The following is a 15,899-nucleotide window of genomic DNA, read 5'->3' on the forward strand; positions in this document are numbered from 1 at the left end:
CGAAACGGATACCGTAGAAAATGTCGGAAAACCTTGAAATACTGGCAACCTTTCTGGTCGTGATTGTCGTTTTCATCGCCTTTATCCAGGAAAGGGTCAGCCCGTATCTGACCGCAATGGCGGGGATGGGTGTTCTGCTTCTTCTCGGCATTATCACAACGGACGATCTATTGTCAGTTTTTTCCAACAGCGCGCCGGTCACCATCGCCTGCATGTTCGTCATCAGCGCGGCGCTCGATCGGACCGGCGTTATCGACATGGCGGGGCGCTATCTTCTCCAGCTTTCAGGCAAAAGCGACATCGGCGGGATTGCAGCGGTCATTTTTCTTGTCGTGCTGCTCTCGGCATTCATGAACAATACGCCCATCGTCGTCATTATGACGCCGATCGTGATTGCGCTCGCGCGCAAGCTGAAGCATTTCCCGTCGAAATATCTCATTCCCCTCTCCTATGCGGCGATCATGGGAGGCACCTGCACGCTGATCGGCACGTCGACGAATATTCTCGTCGATGGCATCGCCCGTCAGTATGGCGAGCCCGCCTTCGGCATTTTCGAGATTACGCCGGCCGGGCTTTGCTTCGCCGCGGCGGGGCTGGCCTATCTTGCTCTTGCCGGCCGTTTTCTACTGCCGGAAAGAGCGCTTCCCAAACCCGATGACGCCCCCGCCGAGGCCAAGCGCTTCACTGCCGAGGCGACCATCCCCGCCGGCTCGCCGCTGATCGGCCGGACGCTGAAGGAGTTGCAGCTCACCGACAGCGCCGATTACGAGATTATGGATCTGGTGCGGCAGGGAGATATGAGCGGCTTCGGCATTGCCGCGGAGGCGACAACAAGGCAGCCCGGCGACGGACCGGCCTCGCCGCTTTGGGATCTTCCGCTTGCCCCCGGGGACCGGCTGCTGTTCCGTGCCGAACGCGACGAACTGATCGAGCTCAGCCGCCATATCGGCGTCAGCTTCGGCGACGAGCAGCGCCCCGTCGCAGAACCGCTGCCGGTTCGCGAGGTGATTCGCGTTGAAGGCGTCATCGCCCCCGATTCCGATTTCGTCGGCCGGACGGTGCGCGAGTTGCGGCTGCGCCGCCGCTATGGCTGCGCGATCCTCGGCCTGCACCGGCAGGAGCGCAATATCGGCGGCAATCTCGCCGCGGCGCGGCTTCGCCCTGGCGATACGCTGTTTCTTGAGGGACCGGAAGACGAGCTTACCAAGCTCTTCGAGAATGAGCGGGTCCTGAGCGCCTCGCAGCTCCGCCAGAAGGCGCTCGACAGGCGGCGCGCGCCCCTTGCCGTCCTCACCCTCGTCGCGGTGATGGCGGCGAGTGCGCTCGATCTCATGCCGATCGCGGGCCTTTCCTTCATCGGCGCGCTGATCGTGATCATCACCGGCTGCGTCCGGCCGGAGCAGGCCTACCGCGCTATCGACTGGCATATCCTCTTGCTGATTTTCGGCATGCTTGGCATCGGTATCGCCCTTAAAAACAGCGGCGCCATGGCGCTCATCGTCGAGCAGGCGGTGCGGCTGGTCCAGCCGTTCGGGCCGTTCGTCATCCTCGCGCTCGTCTATCTCCTGACATCTATCCTGACGGAGTTCGTGACCAACAACGCCGTCGCCGCCGTCATGACACCGATCGTGATCGGTCTTGCCGCCTCCCTCGGGCTCGATCCGCGCCCCTTCATCGTCGCGGTGATGTTCGCCGCCTCGGCGAGCTTTGCAACCCCGATCGGCTATCAGACCAACACCTTCGTCTATGCGGCCGGCGGCTACCGCTTCAGGGATTTCCTCAAAATCGGGATCCCGATGAACCTTGTCATGTGGCTCGTCGCCATGATCGTCATTCCGCTCTTCTGGGATTTCTAGACTGCCGGCCGGTTCAGGCGCTGATGGTATGTTCGTGGCAGATCCGGGTGGTGTCATCCGGCGCGATGGGAAGGTTGAGAAGCGCGCAATAGGCGCCGCCCGCCTGCCGAACATGATGCATGCAGGTCTCGCAGACGCCGAAGCTTTTATACCCCCGCCGGCGAAGCGCGGCGCGGGCGAGCGCTTCAAGCCCGGCGCGCAAGGCCGCCGCCTCCGCTGCACCGAGGTCAAGCACCGCCTCTTCAACCGTGCGGGTCCGCCGACCTCACCGGCTTCACTTACAGGGTGACGAGGCCCCAGCTGAAGGGGCCGAGTTCCCCGGGATAGCCGCCCTGACGCGAGCAAATGCGGGTCCGCCCGATCGTCTGCTCCTCCATGTAATGGGTATGGCCCGCGACCCAGATATCCGGCGCCAGTACGCCCGCCTCGATATCCGCCGCCCAGTCATTATTGAAATAGGGGGTGAGCGGGCTGTCGGCGAATTTCGGATCGCTCATCGGAACGGGCGGGAAGTGCGTCACGACAACGGTCGGCGCGCTTTCGGCCGCGATCGAGCGGCTCAGAAACTCCCGGCTCGCGGCATTCCAGCGGATTGTATCATCGGGGCTTATGGCGCGCGCCTCGTCGCTTCCGTTCGCGAGCTTGATGCGCCGGTAGTCATAAATAATTTTCTGCGCCGCCTCCTTCGCAACCTGCGCATCCTCGGCCATCGCGAAATCGGACCACAGGGTGCATCCGAGAAAGCGGACGCCGCCGATATCGAGCGCGTCATTTTCGAGGAAATAAAGACCCTCCGTCGCGTCCGCAATGGCGCGGCATTCGTCCAGATACTGCCCGACCTCTTCGTCATAGAGCTCATGATTGCCGCACACCACGATAACGGGAATATCGAGCTTCCGCTGGCAGGCTTTTGAATATTTCATCAGCTGCGGCAATCCTGTCTCCTTGCAGCGTCCCTTGAAGATATCGCCGGCGAGGATCAGGACATCGGCGTCCCGCACCGGCGCAAGATCCGGCCTCGGGATTTCCAGTTCAAGATGAAGATCGCTTCCATATGCAATTTTCAACGACGCATTCCTCCTTTGCTCCTGCCCGGGCGCTCCAATGGCCGCCGCTAGGCTGATGTGCCGCCGCTCACCATCTCGATAAACCGGCGCTGACGCAGCATATCCGAAATAAACTCACCCGTGAATTGGGTTGTGATCGTATCGACGCCGTGCTTGGCGATGCCGCGGCTCGACATGCATTGATGCTCCGCCGCGATCATGACGGCGACCCCTTTCGGACCCAGCACCTCCTGGACCGCGTTTGCGATCTGTGCGGTCATTTTCTCCTGCACCTGCATGCGCCGGGCATAGAGATCGACGATGCGGGCGAGCTTCGAAAGGCCGACGACGCGCCCGTCCGGAATATAGGAAATATGCACAACACCGACGATCGGCGCCATATGATGCTCGCAGTAACTCTCGAACGGGATCCCCCGCAATGTAACGGGCCCGGCGTATCCCTCCACCTCCTCGAAGGTGGTGACAAGGATCTCCTCGGGCGTGAGACGATAGCCGGAAAACCATTCCTCGAATGCCCGGGCGACGCGGGCAGGCGTCTCCCGCAAGCCCTCCCGCCGCGGGTCATCGCCAAGCCAGAGGATCAGCGTGCGAACCGCCGCCTCGGCCTCCGCCCTGCTGACCGCCCGGTCAGGGGCGAGGGAGTGATGTAGTTCTTGAACCTCGGCTTCGGCGACATTGATGGTCGACACGGATATTCCTCCTGCAAATAACTGAAATCCGGATCGCTTATCAATCGGCGCCGGAGAGAGACTTGAGATACTGAATGATGGCGGAGCGTTCATCGGCATCGCGGAGCCGATAGCCCATGGAGGTTCCCTTGGCGACAGCCGTCGGGTTGGCGAGCCATTTATCGAGCGTCTCATCCGTCCAGATTACGTCGAGATTTTTGAGTGCCTTGCTGTAGTGGAAATCGGGGACCGAGCCCGCCTTTCGCCCGTAAAGGCCGCGGTGGCGCGGCCCGATGCGGTTGCTGTCGAGCGAGTGACAGGCGCCGCAACGGCGCTTGTAGAGCGCCGCGCCTTCCTCTGTCCGGTTGCCGGAGACAGCCACGGGGGCGATGCTGTCTCCGGCTGCTACCGGCTGTTCGGGCAATGTTGCCGTGACGGAGAGCGCGCGATCCGCGCCGGTACTCCCCGATGCCAGAAGGGCACCGACACACAACAGAATAGTCAGCCGATAATTCATTGTTTTCTCCGCCGAAGCTATCCGAAGATCAGCGCCGATTTCGGAATTGGCTCCCCGAGCGCCTGGCCGAGGATTGCAGCATGGAACGCTTCATCCCCCGCCATCTGCGCGGCGACCTGATGATAATCCGCCCCGAGGGAGGGAATCAGGCCGAGATAGGCGTTCGCCGCCCCCTGCTCCAGCCCCAGCGCGAGGCGGAGAACATCTTCCTGGTTTTTGAGTGTTGCGGCCTTGAGATCTGCGGCATAGGCCTCCAGCGACTTCTCTTCCGCCGGCTTGCCGCCGAGCGTCTCAACGGCCTTGACGAGAACATCGCGATGGCCCTTGTGATGCCCCTGGAAGGTGACGCCGATATCAACGATGGCCGGCTGCAACAGGCCGCTTGTGGCCGCAATCTGGTAGGCGGCAATGCCTTCATGCTCAAGCGCGATGGCGGCATTCAGGATCGCAACGTCCTGCGAGGCGTCGGCGGCATGGGCCGCCTTGATGCCGTGTCCGGTCACCAGGCCGATCGCGGCAACGGAGAGCGTTGTGCCCGTATAGCGCAGCAGATCACGGCGCGTAGGCAGACTCCGGGTATAAAGTGACATGGATAGCACTCCTTTTCTGTCAGGTTTGGATATTGAGAGCGGTAAGGACGCGGTTGGTCATGGCATCACAATCAGCGCCCGCAAAGCTGATCATGTCCGTGAAAATGGTTTCAAATTTCACTTCCAGCTCCTTGCGCAGATCGCGCCGGGCCCGGAACAGCCGCGACTTGACCGTCGCCTCCTTGATCTGCAAGGAGAGAGCGGTTTCGGCAACCGAAAGCCCTTCAATCTCGCGCAGCACGAAAACGGAGCGAAAATCATCGGGCAGCCGCGCCACGGCCTGCATCAGAAGCTCGGAAAGCTGCTTGCGGATCAGTTCCGATTCCGGCGACGCTGACATATGCTCGGGCATTGATCGGACGGGATACGCATCGAAAATGGCAATATCCTGCTGCTGCAACTCCGCCTGCCGGCGCCTGATCGCGCGGCGCTTGTCGAGGGCGGTGTTATAGACGATCCGCGTCAGCCAGGTTGAGAGGCTGGATTTACCGGCAAAATTTTCGAGCGAGTTGAATGCTTTCAAATACCCCTCCTGAACCGCGTCCTCGGCATCCGCATGATTGCGCAGCACGCTCCATGCGGTGCGAAAAAGGCGCTGATTGTTCCGTGTCGTGATCGTGCGGATGGCATCCGCATCCCGCCGTGCCGCCCGGCGGACAAGGTCGAGATCATTCAGTTCGAAATTTGCGAGTTTTTCGGGCATCTTGTTCATCCTTTTACCCATTAGACGGCGCGCAACCGGAAAGGTTCCCGGTTTGCGAATAAAAGCATGACGGGCGCGGAAATTACGGCGCGCCGCAACCAGATGCGCGAAAGGAGACGAAAGCCTTTCCAGTATGCCACAAAGGGACGCGCCTGCCGAGATGGAAGGGCGAACAGAACTCAAGCAGGGTGATGTGGCGGAAAAGACGAGCAGAGCCGGTCAACCTCCCACCCGGGAGCGAGGGGGAAGTTGAGCGGTGCTGTATATGCGAAGAGTAAACAGGAGGGGCCGGATAGAATAACGCAGCGCCCGCTGCATGGATCATATCCGCCCTGCCGAGGTCGCGCCCCGGCATCCCTGTTTATGCGGCCTCACCGTTTTGCGAGGCCACCAAAGGCGACTTTACTTTGCGCCCTTCTGGATCGCTTCGCCGGCGTCCTCAATATCCTCGCCCGCTCCTTCCATCGTATTGCAGGCCGCGAGGGAGAGCGTGCACACGGCAAACAGGGCGAGAATGAAAATTCGCAAATTTTTATTAATTAAAAGCATTTTACATATCCTTTCAATGAGTTGGACTTTGTTCCCCCTCACGCAGACGTCCCCCTACTTCTTCAAAAATGTTGCAGCAGCAAATCCGGCAATTCCGGCAAGTAACAGGGTCGTTTTCGGATTATTGTCTACAGACCTGCAAAGTTCGTCCGCCGTCGCCGCCGCGGCCGAGGCGACAAGGGTCGATGGATCGCCCGGCTGGTGTACCGGTCCCGGCACCGGCTTCGGTTTCGGCTTCATGACCAGATAGGCGATGAGGGCGGCAACAAGAGCGATCAGCAGGCTCGCGCCCGCGGTCGCGAGCGCCGCGAGCGGCGGCAGGAGGTGAAGCGCCATCCAGCTGTAGAAGGCGAGCGCCAGGAAAAACAGCGCGATAAATGACAGCACGCCGATCACTGCTGCGAGGGCCATGCAAATTGCACTCCGCCGCACGATCTCGGTTGTTCGTGGCAGCAGGTTATCGGAGACGACCTGTTGCAAAATCTGCAGGATGGAATTCACCGCTTAGCCTCTGTGGTTGCGAAGCAGCAAACTCGCAAGGAACCCGGCGGCGAACGCAATCGCGACGCTCTGACCCGGCTTCTGGCGGATGTGATCCTCGATGTGGTAAAGCCCTTCCTGACCGCGGCCTTTCAGCTCGTCCAGCTTCTCGCGCGCCTTCGCGCTCAACCGGTCCGCCTCGTCGATGCTGTCGCGTTTGAGCATGGCCGCAAGTTCCGAGACATGAGTTTTCAAAGACGCGAGGTCTTCCTTCAGCTCATTAATTTCGGGGTAGGATTCAGAAAATTTGCTCATTTTATAAAACTCCGTGTTGGTCGTCCGCATACACCAACAAACAAAGCCAAAAAGAGTTCCAAGATTATTTGTAAAGAAGACGCGTGACGGTTTCTTTTCTTGTTCTCGCCTTAAGAACGCCATGATGCGCGCCTTTAATATCTTCCGTAACGACAGTTCAGTCAGATCATCTATCCGCGCCCTTGCAAGGCATCTGACGTATCCGGATCGCACCTTTCGCGCCGATGCCAATCACCGGCGGCGATGGGATCCGGCATATAACCCGAGCCGGCCCGCAACAAGACCGGCGGCTAATAGAACTGTCTCGCCATGCCGATTTTCATGGCCGCGTCGCTTATTTCCAATCCGCTGCCGGCACCCCGGCCCGCACGTCGCAAGTTCAGTTACGCAACAGCAACAAGGGAGACAGAAATGTTCAATAATCAGGAACTGACAACTGAAATGCCCGGCTTGAGGAGTTTTGCGCGACGGCTGACGAGAAATTACCACGAGGCGGACGATCTTCTGCAATACACGCTGCTCCGCGCGATTGAAAAGAAGCATCTGTTCAAGGAAAATACGGATCTTTTCAAATGGACGGCGAAGATCATGTATAACCGCTTCGCCTCCGACCATCGCCGAAAAATACGGTTCGAGACGAAATTCGATCCCGACAGCTATCTGGAAGAAGGCGCCATCGACGCCTCGCAGGAAAGCCAGCTTGAACTCAGCGCCGTCAACGAGGCGATGCGGAAGCTGTCCTTCTCCCATCAGGAGGTGCTGATAATGACCTGTGTTTTCGGCATGAGTTACCAGGAAGTCGCCGACTGCCTGGAGATTGCCGTCGGCACCGTCCGCTCCCGCCTGTCGCGGGCGCGCGAGCAGTTGCAGGAGCTTATCGAACCCGCATAATTATGCGATCTCATCCTCCGCGACAAAGGCGAGACGGACCTTGCCGATGCTGCGCTTTTCAAGGGACAGAACCTTGCAGGTGAGCCCATCGACAGTCATGCTCTCGCCCACCGACGGGAGATGGCCGAGATAGGTCAGGATATATCCGCCGAGCGTCGAGTAGCGGTTCGTATCATCGACAAGATTGCGCCCGATCGCGCCGCTCAGCTGCCAGATGTCGATAAAGCCGTCCACGAGCCACGAGCCGTCCTCCTGCCGTTCGAGCTTTGCCGCCTCCTCATTCATGTCCGGAAATTCGCCGGCGATCGCCTCCAGCACGTCGGTCGGCGTCGCGATCCCTTCGAGCGCGCCATATTCATCGACGATCATCGCCATCTGGACCGGCGACTTGCGCAGCCTTTCGATGATGCTGAGCACATCGGTATTCTCATGCACTACGACGGGCTGGCGCGTCACGCGCGGCCAGTCGATCGGCTTACCCTCGATGATCAGGTTGAGGAGCTCTTTGGTGACGGCAACGCCGACGAAATCATCAATCCGATCGCGCGCCAGAATGACGCGCGTATGCGTCAGCTTGCGAAGCGCATCGCGGAGCTTTTCGGGCGGGTCGTTAAGGTCCAGCCACTCCACCTCGTTGCGCGGCGACATGATCGAACTGACCCGCCGCTCGCCAAGATCGAGCACGCCGCGGATCATCTCTTTCTCCTCCGACTTGAAGAGATCGGTCTGCGCCGCATGCTCGGCGATCACGTCCGCCGCTTCGCCAAGCGGCTCCTCGCCAACCTTGCCGCCGAGGAGGCGCAGCACCGCATTTGATGTCCGCTCGCGCAGATCGCCCGTGGTGATGCGCTTCTCCCGGTTGTGGCGGCCGAGCTGGTTGGCCGCCTCGATAAGGATGGAAAAGCCGATCGCGGCATAGAGATAGCCTTTGGGAACATGGAAGCCAAATCCCTCAACGATCAGGCTGAAACCGATCATCAGGAGGAAGCCGAGGCAGAGGATAACCACGGTCGGATGCTTGGAGACAAAGGTCATCAGGGGCTTTGACGCCGCAAGCATGATCGCCATGGCGACACACACCGCAGCGATCATCACCCAGAGTTCATTCACCATGCCAACGGCGGTGATAACACTGTCGAGAGAGAAAACGGCATCCAGCACGAGGATCTGGACAATCACCTGCCAGAACACCGCATGCACGATCTTGCGCCCCTTGGGCTTGTCCGCGCCTTCCAGCCGCTCATGCAGCTCCATCGTGCCCTTGGCGAGCAGGAAGATACCGCCGCCAACCAGGATCAGATCACGGCCCGAGAAGGCGAACTCACTGATGCTGAACAACGGCTGGGTGAGCGAGACAACCCACGAGATCGAGAAAAGCAGCCCGATCCGCATCACCAGCGCGAGCGAAAGACCGACCACGCGCGCCTTGTTGCGCTCATGCGGTGGCAGCTTGTCCGCGAGGATCGCAATAAAGACGAGGTTGTCGATGCCGAGAACGACCTCAAGGACGATAAGGGTCCCAAGACCGACCCAGATATTCGGATCCGCAAGAAATTCCATGACGATTCCTATAAATTCAGCAGGGCGGCGGAACGCAAAAGACCCCGGGCGGAAAGCCCGAGGCCATCAAGATGCGCACTCGTTATCGGGAGGGGGCTTCGCTGACACCGAAAGACAGATGCCAGCCCGCGTTGGTATCGATCATCGTCAGGACTGTCGCCCTCGTCGGGCATGGAATTTCCGTCTTTCCGGGAGCTCACTATCATCAACCGTTATTACCATATGGCGCCGCGCCGGAAAAGCATATACCGCGCCCGAAGCGGGAAGACGCCTGCTAGCTTATCTCAGTGTTCCCAATACGGACGGCCGTTTCGGGGTCGAGAAAGCAGTCGACCGTGGCATCGGTTTCCAGCTTCATCGCGTCCGCGAGTGATAACTGAAAGCTGCGGTTCAGCACTTTCTTGACATTCCGCCGCGCCAGTTTCGGCAGCCCGGCAATCCTCGCTGCCGTTGCAACCGCTTCCTCATAGACCCTGTCGTCAGGCGCCACCCGATAGACCAGCCCCATGTCAAGCGCCTCTTTGGCCGTAATCTGCTCGCCGAACAGGATCATCGCTTTCGCCTTTTGAAGGCCGACCGCATTGGGGAGGAGGGCGCTTATGCCACCGGTAACAAAAAGGCCAAGGTTGATTTCCGGAAGAAAGCAGCGGCAGCCCTCGGCCATGATCGCGAGATCACAATTCAGAACCCATTCGAACCCGCCGCCAACCGCCCAGCCGTGAATGGCGCCGACAACAATTTTCTCACCGTTCACGATAAGCTCGGTAATTCGCTGGATGTCTTCGATAAATCGCCGGGTTTCCGCTTTTCCCGACGATTGCTGATGGAATTCCTTGAGATCATCCCCGGCGCAGAAGGCGCGCCCTTCCCCGCAGATGAGAATAACCTCAACGCCGGGATCTTTTTCCGCCCTTTCAAGCGCCGCCGCAAAGCCGGAAAGGAGATCCGGATTTATCGCGTTCAGTCGCTCGGGCCTGTTCAGACGGATCTCGGCGATTCCGTCCGAGACGGTCATTTTCACTGCGTCGCTAATTTTACTTCTCCTTAATAACGCGCCTGGATTTCCCCGACGTCCGCGGCAAACTACCCGGGGCCACGAGAGTGACCTCCGCCGTCACGCCCAGCGCTTCCTTGATGGATTTCGCCACCTCCGCCGCCAAATGGTCCGAGAGCGGTATGCCCGGCACCGGCTCAACCTCGATTGGCAAAGACGCATAGGGCCCCTCTCCCCGCAGCCGGATCCGATACTCGCCGCCGAGCTGGTCGTTGCCGTTGATGAGAGCGGCAACCATCGTCGGAAAGACATTAATGCCGCGCACCACCACCATATCGTCACTGCGTCCGACGACCTGAAAGCGAAACCCGGTTCGGCCGCAGACACAAGGCCCGGTCCCCGTAATGCGAATGACGTCGCCCGTGCGAAACCTCACCAGCGGCTGGCACAGCTTGTCGAGGTGGGTCAGCACAAGCTCGCCCGTGACGTCCGACGATATGGGAAGAGGCTCCGCCGTATCGGGATCGATCAGTTCCGGATAGAGAACATCATTCGCCATGAAATGAAGGTCGGTGTTGTGAACGCACTGGCCCGCGAAATTGCAGAAAACATCCGAGACGCCATAGTTCGAATTCCGGGGCTCCAGCCCCCAGACAGATTTCAGCCGCCGCCTGAGATCCGGGCTGTCGAGTCCCGCCTCACCGCCGAACAAGCCGAGCTTCAGGCCAAGATCGGCAGGACGTACCCCCGGGAAATGCTCGGCAATGACGCCCTCCAGAACCGCGGGATAGGACGGCGTGCAGGAGATTGCCGTCACGTTGAGATCCATGATCGTCTTGATGAGAAGTTTCGTGCTGCCAACGCCAAACGGAATGACGAGCGCCCCTGTCGCTTCAAGCGTCATGTGATCGCTGAGGCCGCCCATCCACATCTGGTAGTTGAGGCAATGGATCACGCGGTGGCCGGGACCAAGCCCCGCAGCGCGCTGACTGCGCCCGCCAACGACCGCCGTAATGTGGCTGTCCCGCTGTGACAGGGCGAGATTCATGGCCTGTCCGGTCGTGCCGGACGTCCGGTGCAGCCGGCTTACCGCTGTATCTTCGGTCGCGAGATAATTTCCAAACGGCGGGTTGGCGGCCTGGCTCTCGCGCAGCATGCTCTTGTCGCAGAGCGGCAGTTCGGCAAGATCCTCCAACCGTTCCGGCACCTCTCTCGCACCCCACAATGCCTTGAAAAATGGGGAATTTTTCGCGACGTGAAGGCGCTGCCGCTCCCATCCTTCCTGCTGGAGAGCCGCGACCTCATGCTCGTTTCGATACTCCGCATCCTCGACTAACGGCATCTTCCCCCTGCGCATTGACATTTATAAAACATGACGTCACATTCAGTTATAATACAGCCACGGCTTGGGACGCAAGTCCTGTTACAACGGCTTTTCATTTTCAGAATCTGCGACATAGACTACTTGTCGAGAGGTATCGAGACGACGAGAGCATGAAAAAAGATATTCCGTTCAACAAGGTTCTGGAACAGCAGGCAAAGAACGATCCCACCCTCAAAAAAGGGGATCGCACGCGCTATCGGCTTATGGTGGCCACCGCCAAACTGCTGCAGGATACCTTTTTTCATGACCTTCGCATCGTCGATATCTGCAAGCATTCCGGTGTATCGCAGGGCACCTTCTATCTCTATTTCGACGACAAGATGAGTGTCACGACGACCACGCTGTCGCAATTTGTGCACCATATATTCCAGTCATTGAAAGACGCGGGAACCGATCAGAAAAATCTCGCCGACGCGATCCATGCGACAACCCTTGCCTATGTCAAACAGTTTTACCTGAACAGAGGGCTGCTCCGCTGCCTGATGCAGATGACGGAAGAATCCGCCGAGTTCGAGAAGCTGTATCACTCGCTGAACAGCTCCTGGAACAAGCGGACTGCGCAGGCGATTGCGCTCCGGCTTGGCAAACGCCCGGCGGACGACCCGGAGGCGATCCTCACGGTCTATGCCGCGGGCGGGATGGTGGATGAATATCTCGCCAATCTCTATGTCAGAAAAGATCCGGTCCTGACCGAACAATCCGGATCGCCCGAGGATGTCGCCCGCCTCCTTTCGACACTCTGGATGCGCGTCGTGCTTGGCGAGGCGGCGATTACTGATATGAAGGGCTAGCTGAACTTCGCCATGATCTCCCGGGTGAGCCGCTGCTGAAGCGCCGGGGGGTGATAGAGCTTCTTTTTCAGCTTGCGGGCGAGAACGTCCTTGATGGAAAACTGACGCGCCGATTGAAGGCCGTCCAGCTCCTCCCACGCGAGCGGCACCGCAACCGGAGCGCCGGGGCGGGCGCGGACGCAATAATCCATGACGGCGGTTGAAGCGAAATCATTGCGCAGGTAATCGATGAAAATCTTCCCCTGCCGCTTCTTTTTCGACATGTTGATCGTGTAGGCGTCCGGCACATCGTCGACCATGGCCTTGGCGAAACTCCGCGTGAATGTCTTAATATTGTCCCATTCATGATCACGCCGAAGCGGAATTGTCACATGCAGCCCCTTGCCGCCGGTGCATTTGAGAAACGACGCAAGGCCGAGATCCTCCATCCGCCTGCGAACATCCATCGCCGCGAGCTTGACGGCCTCAAAGGGAATATCCTCATCCGGATCCAGATCGAAAATGATCCGGTCCGGCTTTTCCGTCTGATCGATCCGCACTCCCCACGGGTGCAGCTCGATGCCGCCCATCTGCACCAGCTCGATCAGGCCGGCGAGATTTTTTACATAGAAATAATCATGCGTCTTGCCGCCATGGCTGATATCGATGCCGTGGATGTGACCGGGCAGGCTCTTGCCTTTCGAGCGCTGGAAAAAGCACTGGCTGTCAATGCCGGCGGGGCAGCGGACAACGCTGACCGGCCGCTTATCGAGCAGCGGCATGATCTCCTCCGCCATCTCCGCATAAAAGGCCGCAAGCTCGCCCTTGCTGATGTCGGCTTCGGGAAAGATGCGCCGCTCTGCATTGCTGATTTTAACGCCCGCAACCCGCATCTCCTCATCCCGGCGCGTTCGCGCGGCGCGCCTCGGTGTCCTCATCGGCGTTTCCTTTCCGATCGCCTCCGGCGGCTTGTCTTCACGCAGCCCCTGATAGGAGGCGTGGCGCACCTTGCCGGTCTCCGTCCACATGGCGAATTTCACTTCGCAAAGTAGTTTCGGCGCGACCCAAATCGTCCTGTCGAAACGCCCCTCCGGCTGCTCTGCAAAGGGCGCGCTCTTTCTCGCAAGCGGCGTCAGCTTTTTATAAAGATCCCGTGCCGTCTTCTGGTCAAACCCTGTGCCGACCTTGCCGGCGTAAGTGAGTTTCTTTCCCTTGTAGATGCCAAGATGCAGCGCGCCGACGGCGTTCGCCATATCGCTCGCCGGGACGAGGCCGCAGATAATGAACTCCTGGCGCTTGACGCATTTGCTTTTCAGCCAGCTTTTGCTGCGCCTCTGGGTATAGGCCGCGCTTTTCTTCTTGGAGATGATCCCTTCAAGGCCAAAATCGCAAGCCTTCTCAATAATGAGGCCTGCCTCCCCGTCCAGCGTCTCGCTCACGTACAGCGGGCCGTCCGGAAAAGCATCGAACAGCTTCTCAAGCGCCTGCCGCCTCTCCGAGAAGGGCTTTTTCGCATAGTCGCGCCCGTCCCAGTAAAGCAGATCGAAAAAATAGGCCTGCATGTCGCCCGCGCGCTCCGACAGCATATTCTGCAACGCCTTGAAGCTGCTAAGCCCCTTCTCATCGATCGCGACGGCCTCTCCGTCGATGACGAACGCGCCGGCGCCGGCGTGCCGCAGCGCATCCCGGAGGGTGGGGAATTTGTCGCTCCAGTCATGGCCGCCGCGCGTCTGGACACGCACCTCGCCGCCCGAGACATAGGCGAGGATACGATAGCCGTCATATTTCACCTCGTGAACCCAATCAGCGCCGCCCGGCGGCGCCTCGACAAGCGTCGCGAGCTGCGGCGATTTGTATTTTTTGCGAAGGTTGTCAATGGAAACGTCATTTTTCGTCGATTTTGCGCCCCGCCCCGTCCCCGCCTTTGCGATTTCCTCGAAGCGGCGGCCCGTCTTGACGCTGTAGTCGGTCTTTTCGAGAAAATTCTTCCCGGGCGCGTCCGCCGCCGCAGCATCGGCGCTTTTGACGAGCAGCCAGTTCTCGCGCCCCTTTTCCTTCGTTCTCATGCGGACAAGCGCCCATTCGCCGCGCAGCTTCTCGCCCTCAAGGCAAAAGGTCAGCTTGCCATCCTCCAGGGCTTTCGCGGGATCCGGGCCAAGCGGCATCCATGTTCCCGTATCCCACAGCATGACAGGCCCCGCGCCATACTGGTTCGCCGGGATGATGCCTTCATAGTCATGGTAGGAAATCGGATGGTCCTCCGTGCGAACGGCAAGACGCTTGTCCTCAGGCAAATAGCTCGGCCCCTTCGGCACGGCCCAGCTCCAGAGGACGCCGTCCCATTCAAGGCGGAAATCATAATGCAGCCGGGTTGCGTCATGCTTCTGGACGGTGAAGAGCAAATTCTTCTTGCGGCGGCGCGCCGCCTTGCCGCGCGGCTCCGAGGTCGCCTTGAAGTCGCGTTTTTCGTTATATTTTTCAAGCGTCGTACGGGGCATAACTCCTCCGGCCCACGGCTAGCCGGCCTTCTTTTCCTGCCGTTTCGATGTCTTCTTCGGGGACCGTTTGCCGCCACTCTGCTCGAGGCTTTTTTTGAGCGCATCGACAATGTTGATGACATTTTCCGGCCGCGCCCGCTTCCCCGTCCCCTTGATCTTCTTACCCTTGAGCTTCGCCTCGATAATTTCGAGAAGTCCTTCCTGATAATGATCCTTGAACGCTTTCGGATCAAACGCCTTGCTCTTCTGCTCAATCAGCTGCTTTGCAAGCTCAAGCTGATCCTTGTTGATGTCGGCCTTGGCGGGAATGTCTTCGAAATATTGTTCGGCTTCGCGCACTTCATAGGAATAGCGGAGCGTATCCATCACGAGCCCGTTGCCGCAGGGGCGAATGGAGACGATGCGCTCCTTGCGGCTTAAAATCACCTGCCCGATGGCGGCCTTTTTTGTGCTTTTCAGGGCCTCGCGAATGGTGAGAAACGCCTCTTCGGCGATCGCACCCTCCGGCGCGATGTAATAGGATTTATCGAAATAGATCGGATCGACGTCATCGATATCGACGAACTGCACGAGGTCGATGGTGTGCTTGCTCTCAAGGCGCAGCTTTTCCATATCCTCATCATCGATCGGGACATAGCTGCCCTTTTCATATTCATAGCCCTTGACGATGTCCTCATCAGGCACCTCGTCGCCTTCGTCATTGACCTTCTGATAGTGGATGCGATCGCCCGTTTCCTTGTCATACTGATGCAGCGAAATCGTCTCGCTCTGCGTCACGGCCGCGTAGAGCCGAACGGGGAACGAAACCAGCGACAGTCGGATATGACCCTTCCAGTATGCGCGCGGCGCCATGGGTTCTCTCCTTTGCGGCCCTTTGGCTGGCGCCGTGGCGCCTGAAGAAGGGCGGCATGTTGCGTGTGAACGGCCGATCGGCCCGGCTTGCGAAGACGCCGCATCCCCGCCCGCGAAGCGGGCCGGATGCGCCAAAGCGCCTCGTTCACCTCATGGAAGCTAGTCCACGCCCGCCGCTAATCAAGAATTTTCCGATATATCACGC

Annotated in this window: 17 protein-coding genes; 3 read left to right on the forward strand and 14 right to left on the reverse strand. The window is 59.3% G+C overall.

Annotated elements, in window-relative coordinates; genetic code table 11:
- The first annotated feature begins 20 nt into the window (after positions 1-20).
- On the forward strand, positions 21-1,856 hold the full coding sequence (locus V7Z56_RS11850; RefSeq protein ID WP_334129692.1) for an SLC13 family permease: 1,836 nt from the start codon (positions 21-23) through the stop codon (positions 1,854-1,856).
- A gap of 13 nt (positions 1,857-1,869) precedes the next feature.
- Here the strand turns inward: V7Z56_RS11850 and V7Z56_RS11855 are convergent, their stop codons facing one another.
- The 9 genes from V7Z56_RS11855 to V7Z56_RS11895 all read right to left on the reverse strand — a co-directional run bounded on the left by V7Z56_RS11855 (position 1,870) and on the right by V7Z56_RS11895 (position 6,745).
- Positions 1,870-2,091: a hypothetical protein gene (locus V7Z56_RS11855; protein WP_334129693.1), complete on the reverse strand. Its 222-nt coding sequence runs from the start codon at positions 2,089-2,091 to the stop codon at positions 1,870-1,872.
- Positions 2,092-2,134: 43 nt separating this feature from the next.
- Entirely contained in the window at positions 2,135-2,923 is a 789-nt protein-coding gene (locus V7Z56_RS11860; RefSeq protein WP_334129694.1) for a metallophosphoesterase, read from the reverse strand.
- A gap of 47 nt (positions 2,924-2,970) precedes the next feature.
- A complete protein-coding gene (gene folE / locus V7Z56_RS11865) occupies positions 2,971-3,612 on the reverse strand; it encodes a GTP cyclohydrolase I FolE (protein WP_334129695.1) in 642 nt (213 codons plus the stop codon).
- 40 nt (positions 3,613-3,652) lie between these two features.
- Entirely contained in the window at positions 3,653-4,108 is a 456-nt protein-coding gene (locus tag V7Z56_RS11870; RefSeq protein ID WP_334129696.1) for a c-type cytochrome, read from the reverse strand.
- A 17-nt stretch (positions 4,109-4,125) separates the two neighbouring features.
- On the reverse strand, positions 4,126-4,698 hold the full coding sequence (locus V7Z56_RS11875; protein ID WP_334129697.1) for a ferritin-like domain-containing protein: 573 nt from the start codon (positions 4,696-4,698) through the stop codon (positions 4,126-4,128).
- Positions 4,699-4,717: 19 nt separating this feature from the next.
- A complete protein-coding gene (locus tag V7Z56_RS11880) occupies positions 4,718-5,401 on the reverse strand; it encodes an RNA polymerase sigma factor (RefSeq protein WP_334129698.1) in 684 nt (227 codons plus the stop codon).
- 402 nt (positions 5,402-5,803) lie between these two features.
- Positions 5,804-5,950, reverse strand: coding sequence for an entericidin A/B family lipoprotein (locus V7Z56_RS11885; protein WP_334129699.1), 147 nt, complete (start codon positions 5,948-5,950; stop codon positions 5,804-5,806).
- 54 nt (positions 5,951-6,004) lie between these two features.
- Positions 6,005-6,451 carry a hypothetical protein gene (locus V7Z56_RS11890; RefSeq protein WP_334129700.1) on the reverse strand — a complete coding sequence of 149 codons (447 nt, stop codon included), beginning with the start codon at positions 6,449-6,451 and terminating at the stop codon, positions 6,005-6,007.
- A 3-nt stretch (positions 6,452-6,454) separates the two neighbouring features.
- Entirely contained in the window at positions 6,455-6,745 is a 291-nt protein-coding gene (locus V7Z56_RS11895; RefSeq protein ID WP_334129701.1) for a DUF883 family protein, read from the reverse strand.
- A 411-nt stretch (positions 6,746-7,156) separates the two neighbouring features.
- Here V7Z56_RS11895 and V7Z56_RS11900 point away from each other — a divergent pair, with 411 nt between their 5' ends.
- Positions 7,157-7,636 (forward strand): sigma-70 family RNA polymerase sigma factor, encoded by a 480-nt coding sequence (locus V7Z56_RS11900; RefSeq protein WP_334129702.1) that lies wholly within the window; start codon positions 7,157-7,159, stop codon positions 7,634-7,636.
- Here the strand turns inward: V7Z56_RS11900 and V7Z56_RS11905 are convergent, their stop codons facing one another.
- The 3 genes from V7Z56_RS11905 to V7Z56_RS11915 all read right to left on the reverse strand — a co-directional run bounded on the left by V7Z56_RS11905 (position 7,637) and on the right by V7Z56_RS11915 (position 11,532).
- Entirely contained in the window at positions 7,637-9,196 is a 1,560-nt protein-coding gene (locus V7Z56_RS11905) for a TerC family protein (RefSeq protein WP_334129703.1), read from the reverse strand. It lies immediately after the preceding gene.
- A 274-nt stretch (positions 9,197-9,470) separates the two neighbouring features.
- Entirely contained in the window at positions 9,471-10,211 is a 741-nt protein-coding gene (locus V7Z56_RS11910; protein WP_334129704.1) for an enoyl-CoA hydratase/isomerase family protein, read from the reverse strand.
- Positions 10,212-10,230: 19 nt separating this feature from the next.
- Positions 10,231-11,532, reverse strand: coding sequence for a phenylacetate--CoA ligase family protein (locus V7Z56_RS11915; protein ID WP_334129706.1), 1,302 nt, complete (start codon positions 11,530-11,532; stop codon positions 10,231-10,233).
- Positions 11,533-11,684: 152 nt separating this feature from the next.
- Here V7Z56_RS11915 and V7Z56_RS11920 point away from each other — a divergent pair, with 152 nt between their 5' ends.
- Entirely contained in the window at positions 11,685-12,365 is a 681-nt protein-coding gene (locus V7Z56_RS11920) for a TetR/AcrR family transcriptional regulator (protein ID WP_334129707.1), read from the forward strand.
- On the opposite strand, the gene ligD is transcribed toward V7Z56_RS11920, so the two are convergent.
- A complete protein-coding gene (gene ligD, locus V7Z56_RS11925) occupies positions 12,362-14,842 on the reverse strand; it encodes a DNA ligase D (protein ID WP_334129708.1) in 2,481 nt (826 codons plus the stop codon). The two genes, V7Z56_RS11920 and ligD, sit on opposite strands and share 4 nt — an antisense overlap.
- Before the next feature lie 18 nt (positions 14,843-14,860).
- Complete coding sequence (ku, locus tag V7Z56_RS11930; protein WP_334129709.1) at positions 14,861-15,694, reverse strand: non-homologous end joining protein Ku; 834 nt, start codon at positions 15,692-15,694, stop codon at positions 14,861-14,863.
- Positions 15,695-15,899 lie beyond the last annotated feature (205 nt).

It is taken from the genome of Sneathiella sp. (genome assembly GCF_036844445.1).
Taxonomy (GTDB): Bacteria; Pseudomonadota; Alphaproteobacteria; order Sneathiellales; family Sneathiellaceae; genus Sneathiella.

What these genes read in the sequence shown, in the direction of transcription:
- V7Z56_RS11910 (WP_334129704.1), bottom strand. Translation starts at nt 10,211, where the DNA reads ATGACCGTCTCGGACGGAATCGCCGAGATCCGTCTGAACAGGCCCGAG.
- V7Z56_RS11875 (WP_334129697.1), bottom strand. Translation starts at nt 4,698, where the DNA reads ATGTCACTTTATACCCGGAGTCTGCCTACGCGCCGTGATCTGCTGCGC.
- V7Z56_RS11870 (WP_334129696.1), bottom strand. Translation starts at nt 4,108, where the DNA reads ATGAATTATCGGCTGACTATTCTGTTGTGTGTCGGTGCCCTTCTGGCA.
- V7Z56_RS11895 (WP_334129701.1), bottom strand. Translation starts at nt 6,745, where the DNA reads ATGAGCAAATTTTCTGAATCCTACCCCGAAATTAATGAGCTGAAGGAA.
- V7Z56_RS11885 (WP_334129699.1), bottom strand. Translation starts at nt 5,950, where the DNA reads ATGCTTTTAATTAATAAAAATTTGCGAATTTTCATTCTCGCCCTGTTT.
- V7Z56_RS11920 (WP_334129707.1), top strand. Translation starts at nt 11,685, where the DNA reads ATGAAAAAAGATATTCCGTTCAACAAGGTTCTGGAACAGCAGGCAAAG.
- V7Z56_RS11915 (WP_334129706.1), bottom strand. Translation starts at nt 11,532, where the DNA reads ATGCCGTTAGTCGAGGATGCGGAGTATCGAAACGAGCATGAGGTCGCG.
- V7Z56_RS11905 (WP_334129703.1), bottom strand. Translation starts at nt 9,196, where the DNA reads ATGGAATTTCTTGCGGATCCGAATATCTGGGTCGGTCTTGGGACCCTT.
- ku (WP_334129709.1), bottom strand. Translation starts at nt 15,694, where the DNA reads ATGGCGCCGCGCGCATACTGGAAGGGTCATATCCGACTGTCGCTGGTT.
- V7Z56_RS11880 (WP_334129698.1), bottom strand. Translation starts at nt 5,401, where the DNA reads ATGCCCGAAAAACTCGCAAATTTCGAACTGAATGATCTCGACCTTGTC.
- V7Z56_RS11900 (WP_334129702.1), top strand. Translation starts at nt 7,157, where the DNA reads ATGTTCAATAATCAGGAACTGACAACTGAAATGCCCGGCTTGAGGAGT.
- V7Z56_RS11850 (WP_334129692.1), top strand. Translation starts at nt 21, where the DNA reads ATGTCGGAAAACCTTGAAATACTGGCAACCTTTCTGGTCGTGATTGTC.
- ligD (WP_334129708.1), bottom strand. Translation starts at nt 14,842, where the DNA reads ATGCCCCGTACGACGCTTGAAAAATATAACGAAAAACGCGACTTCAAG.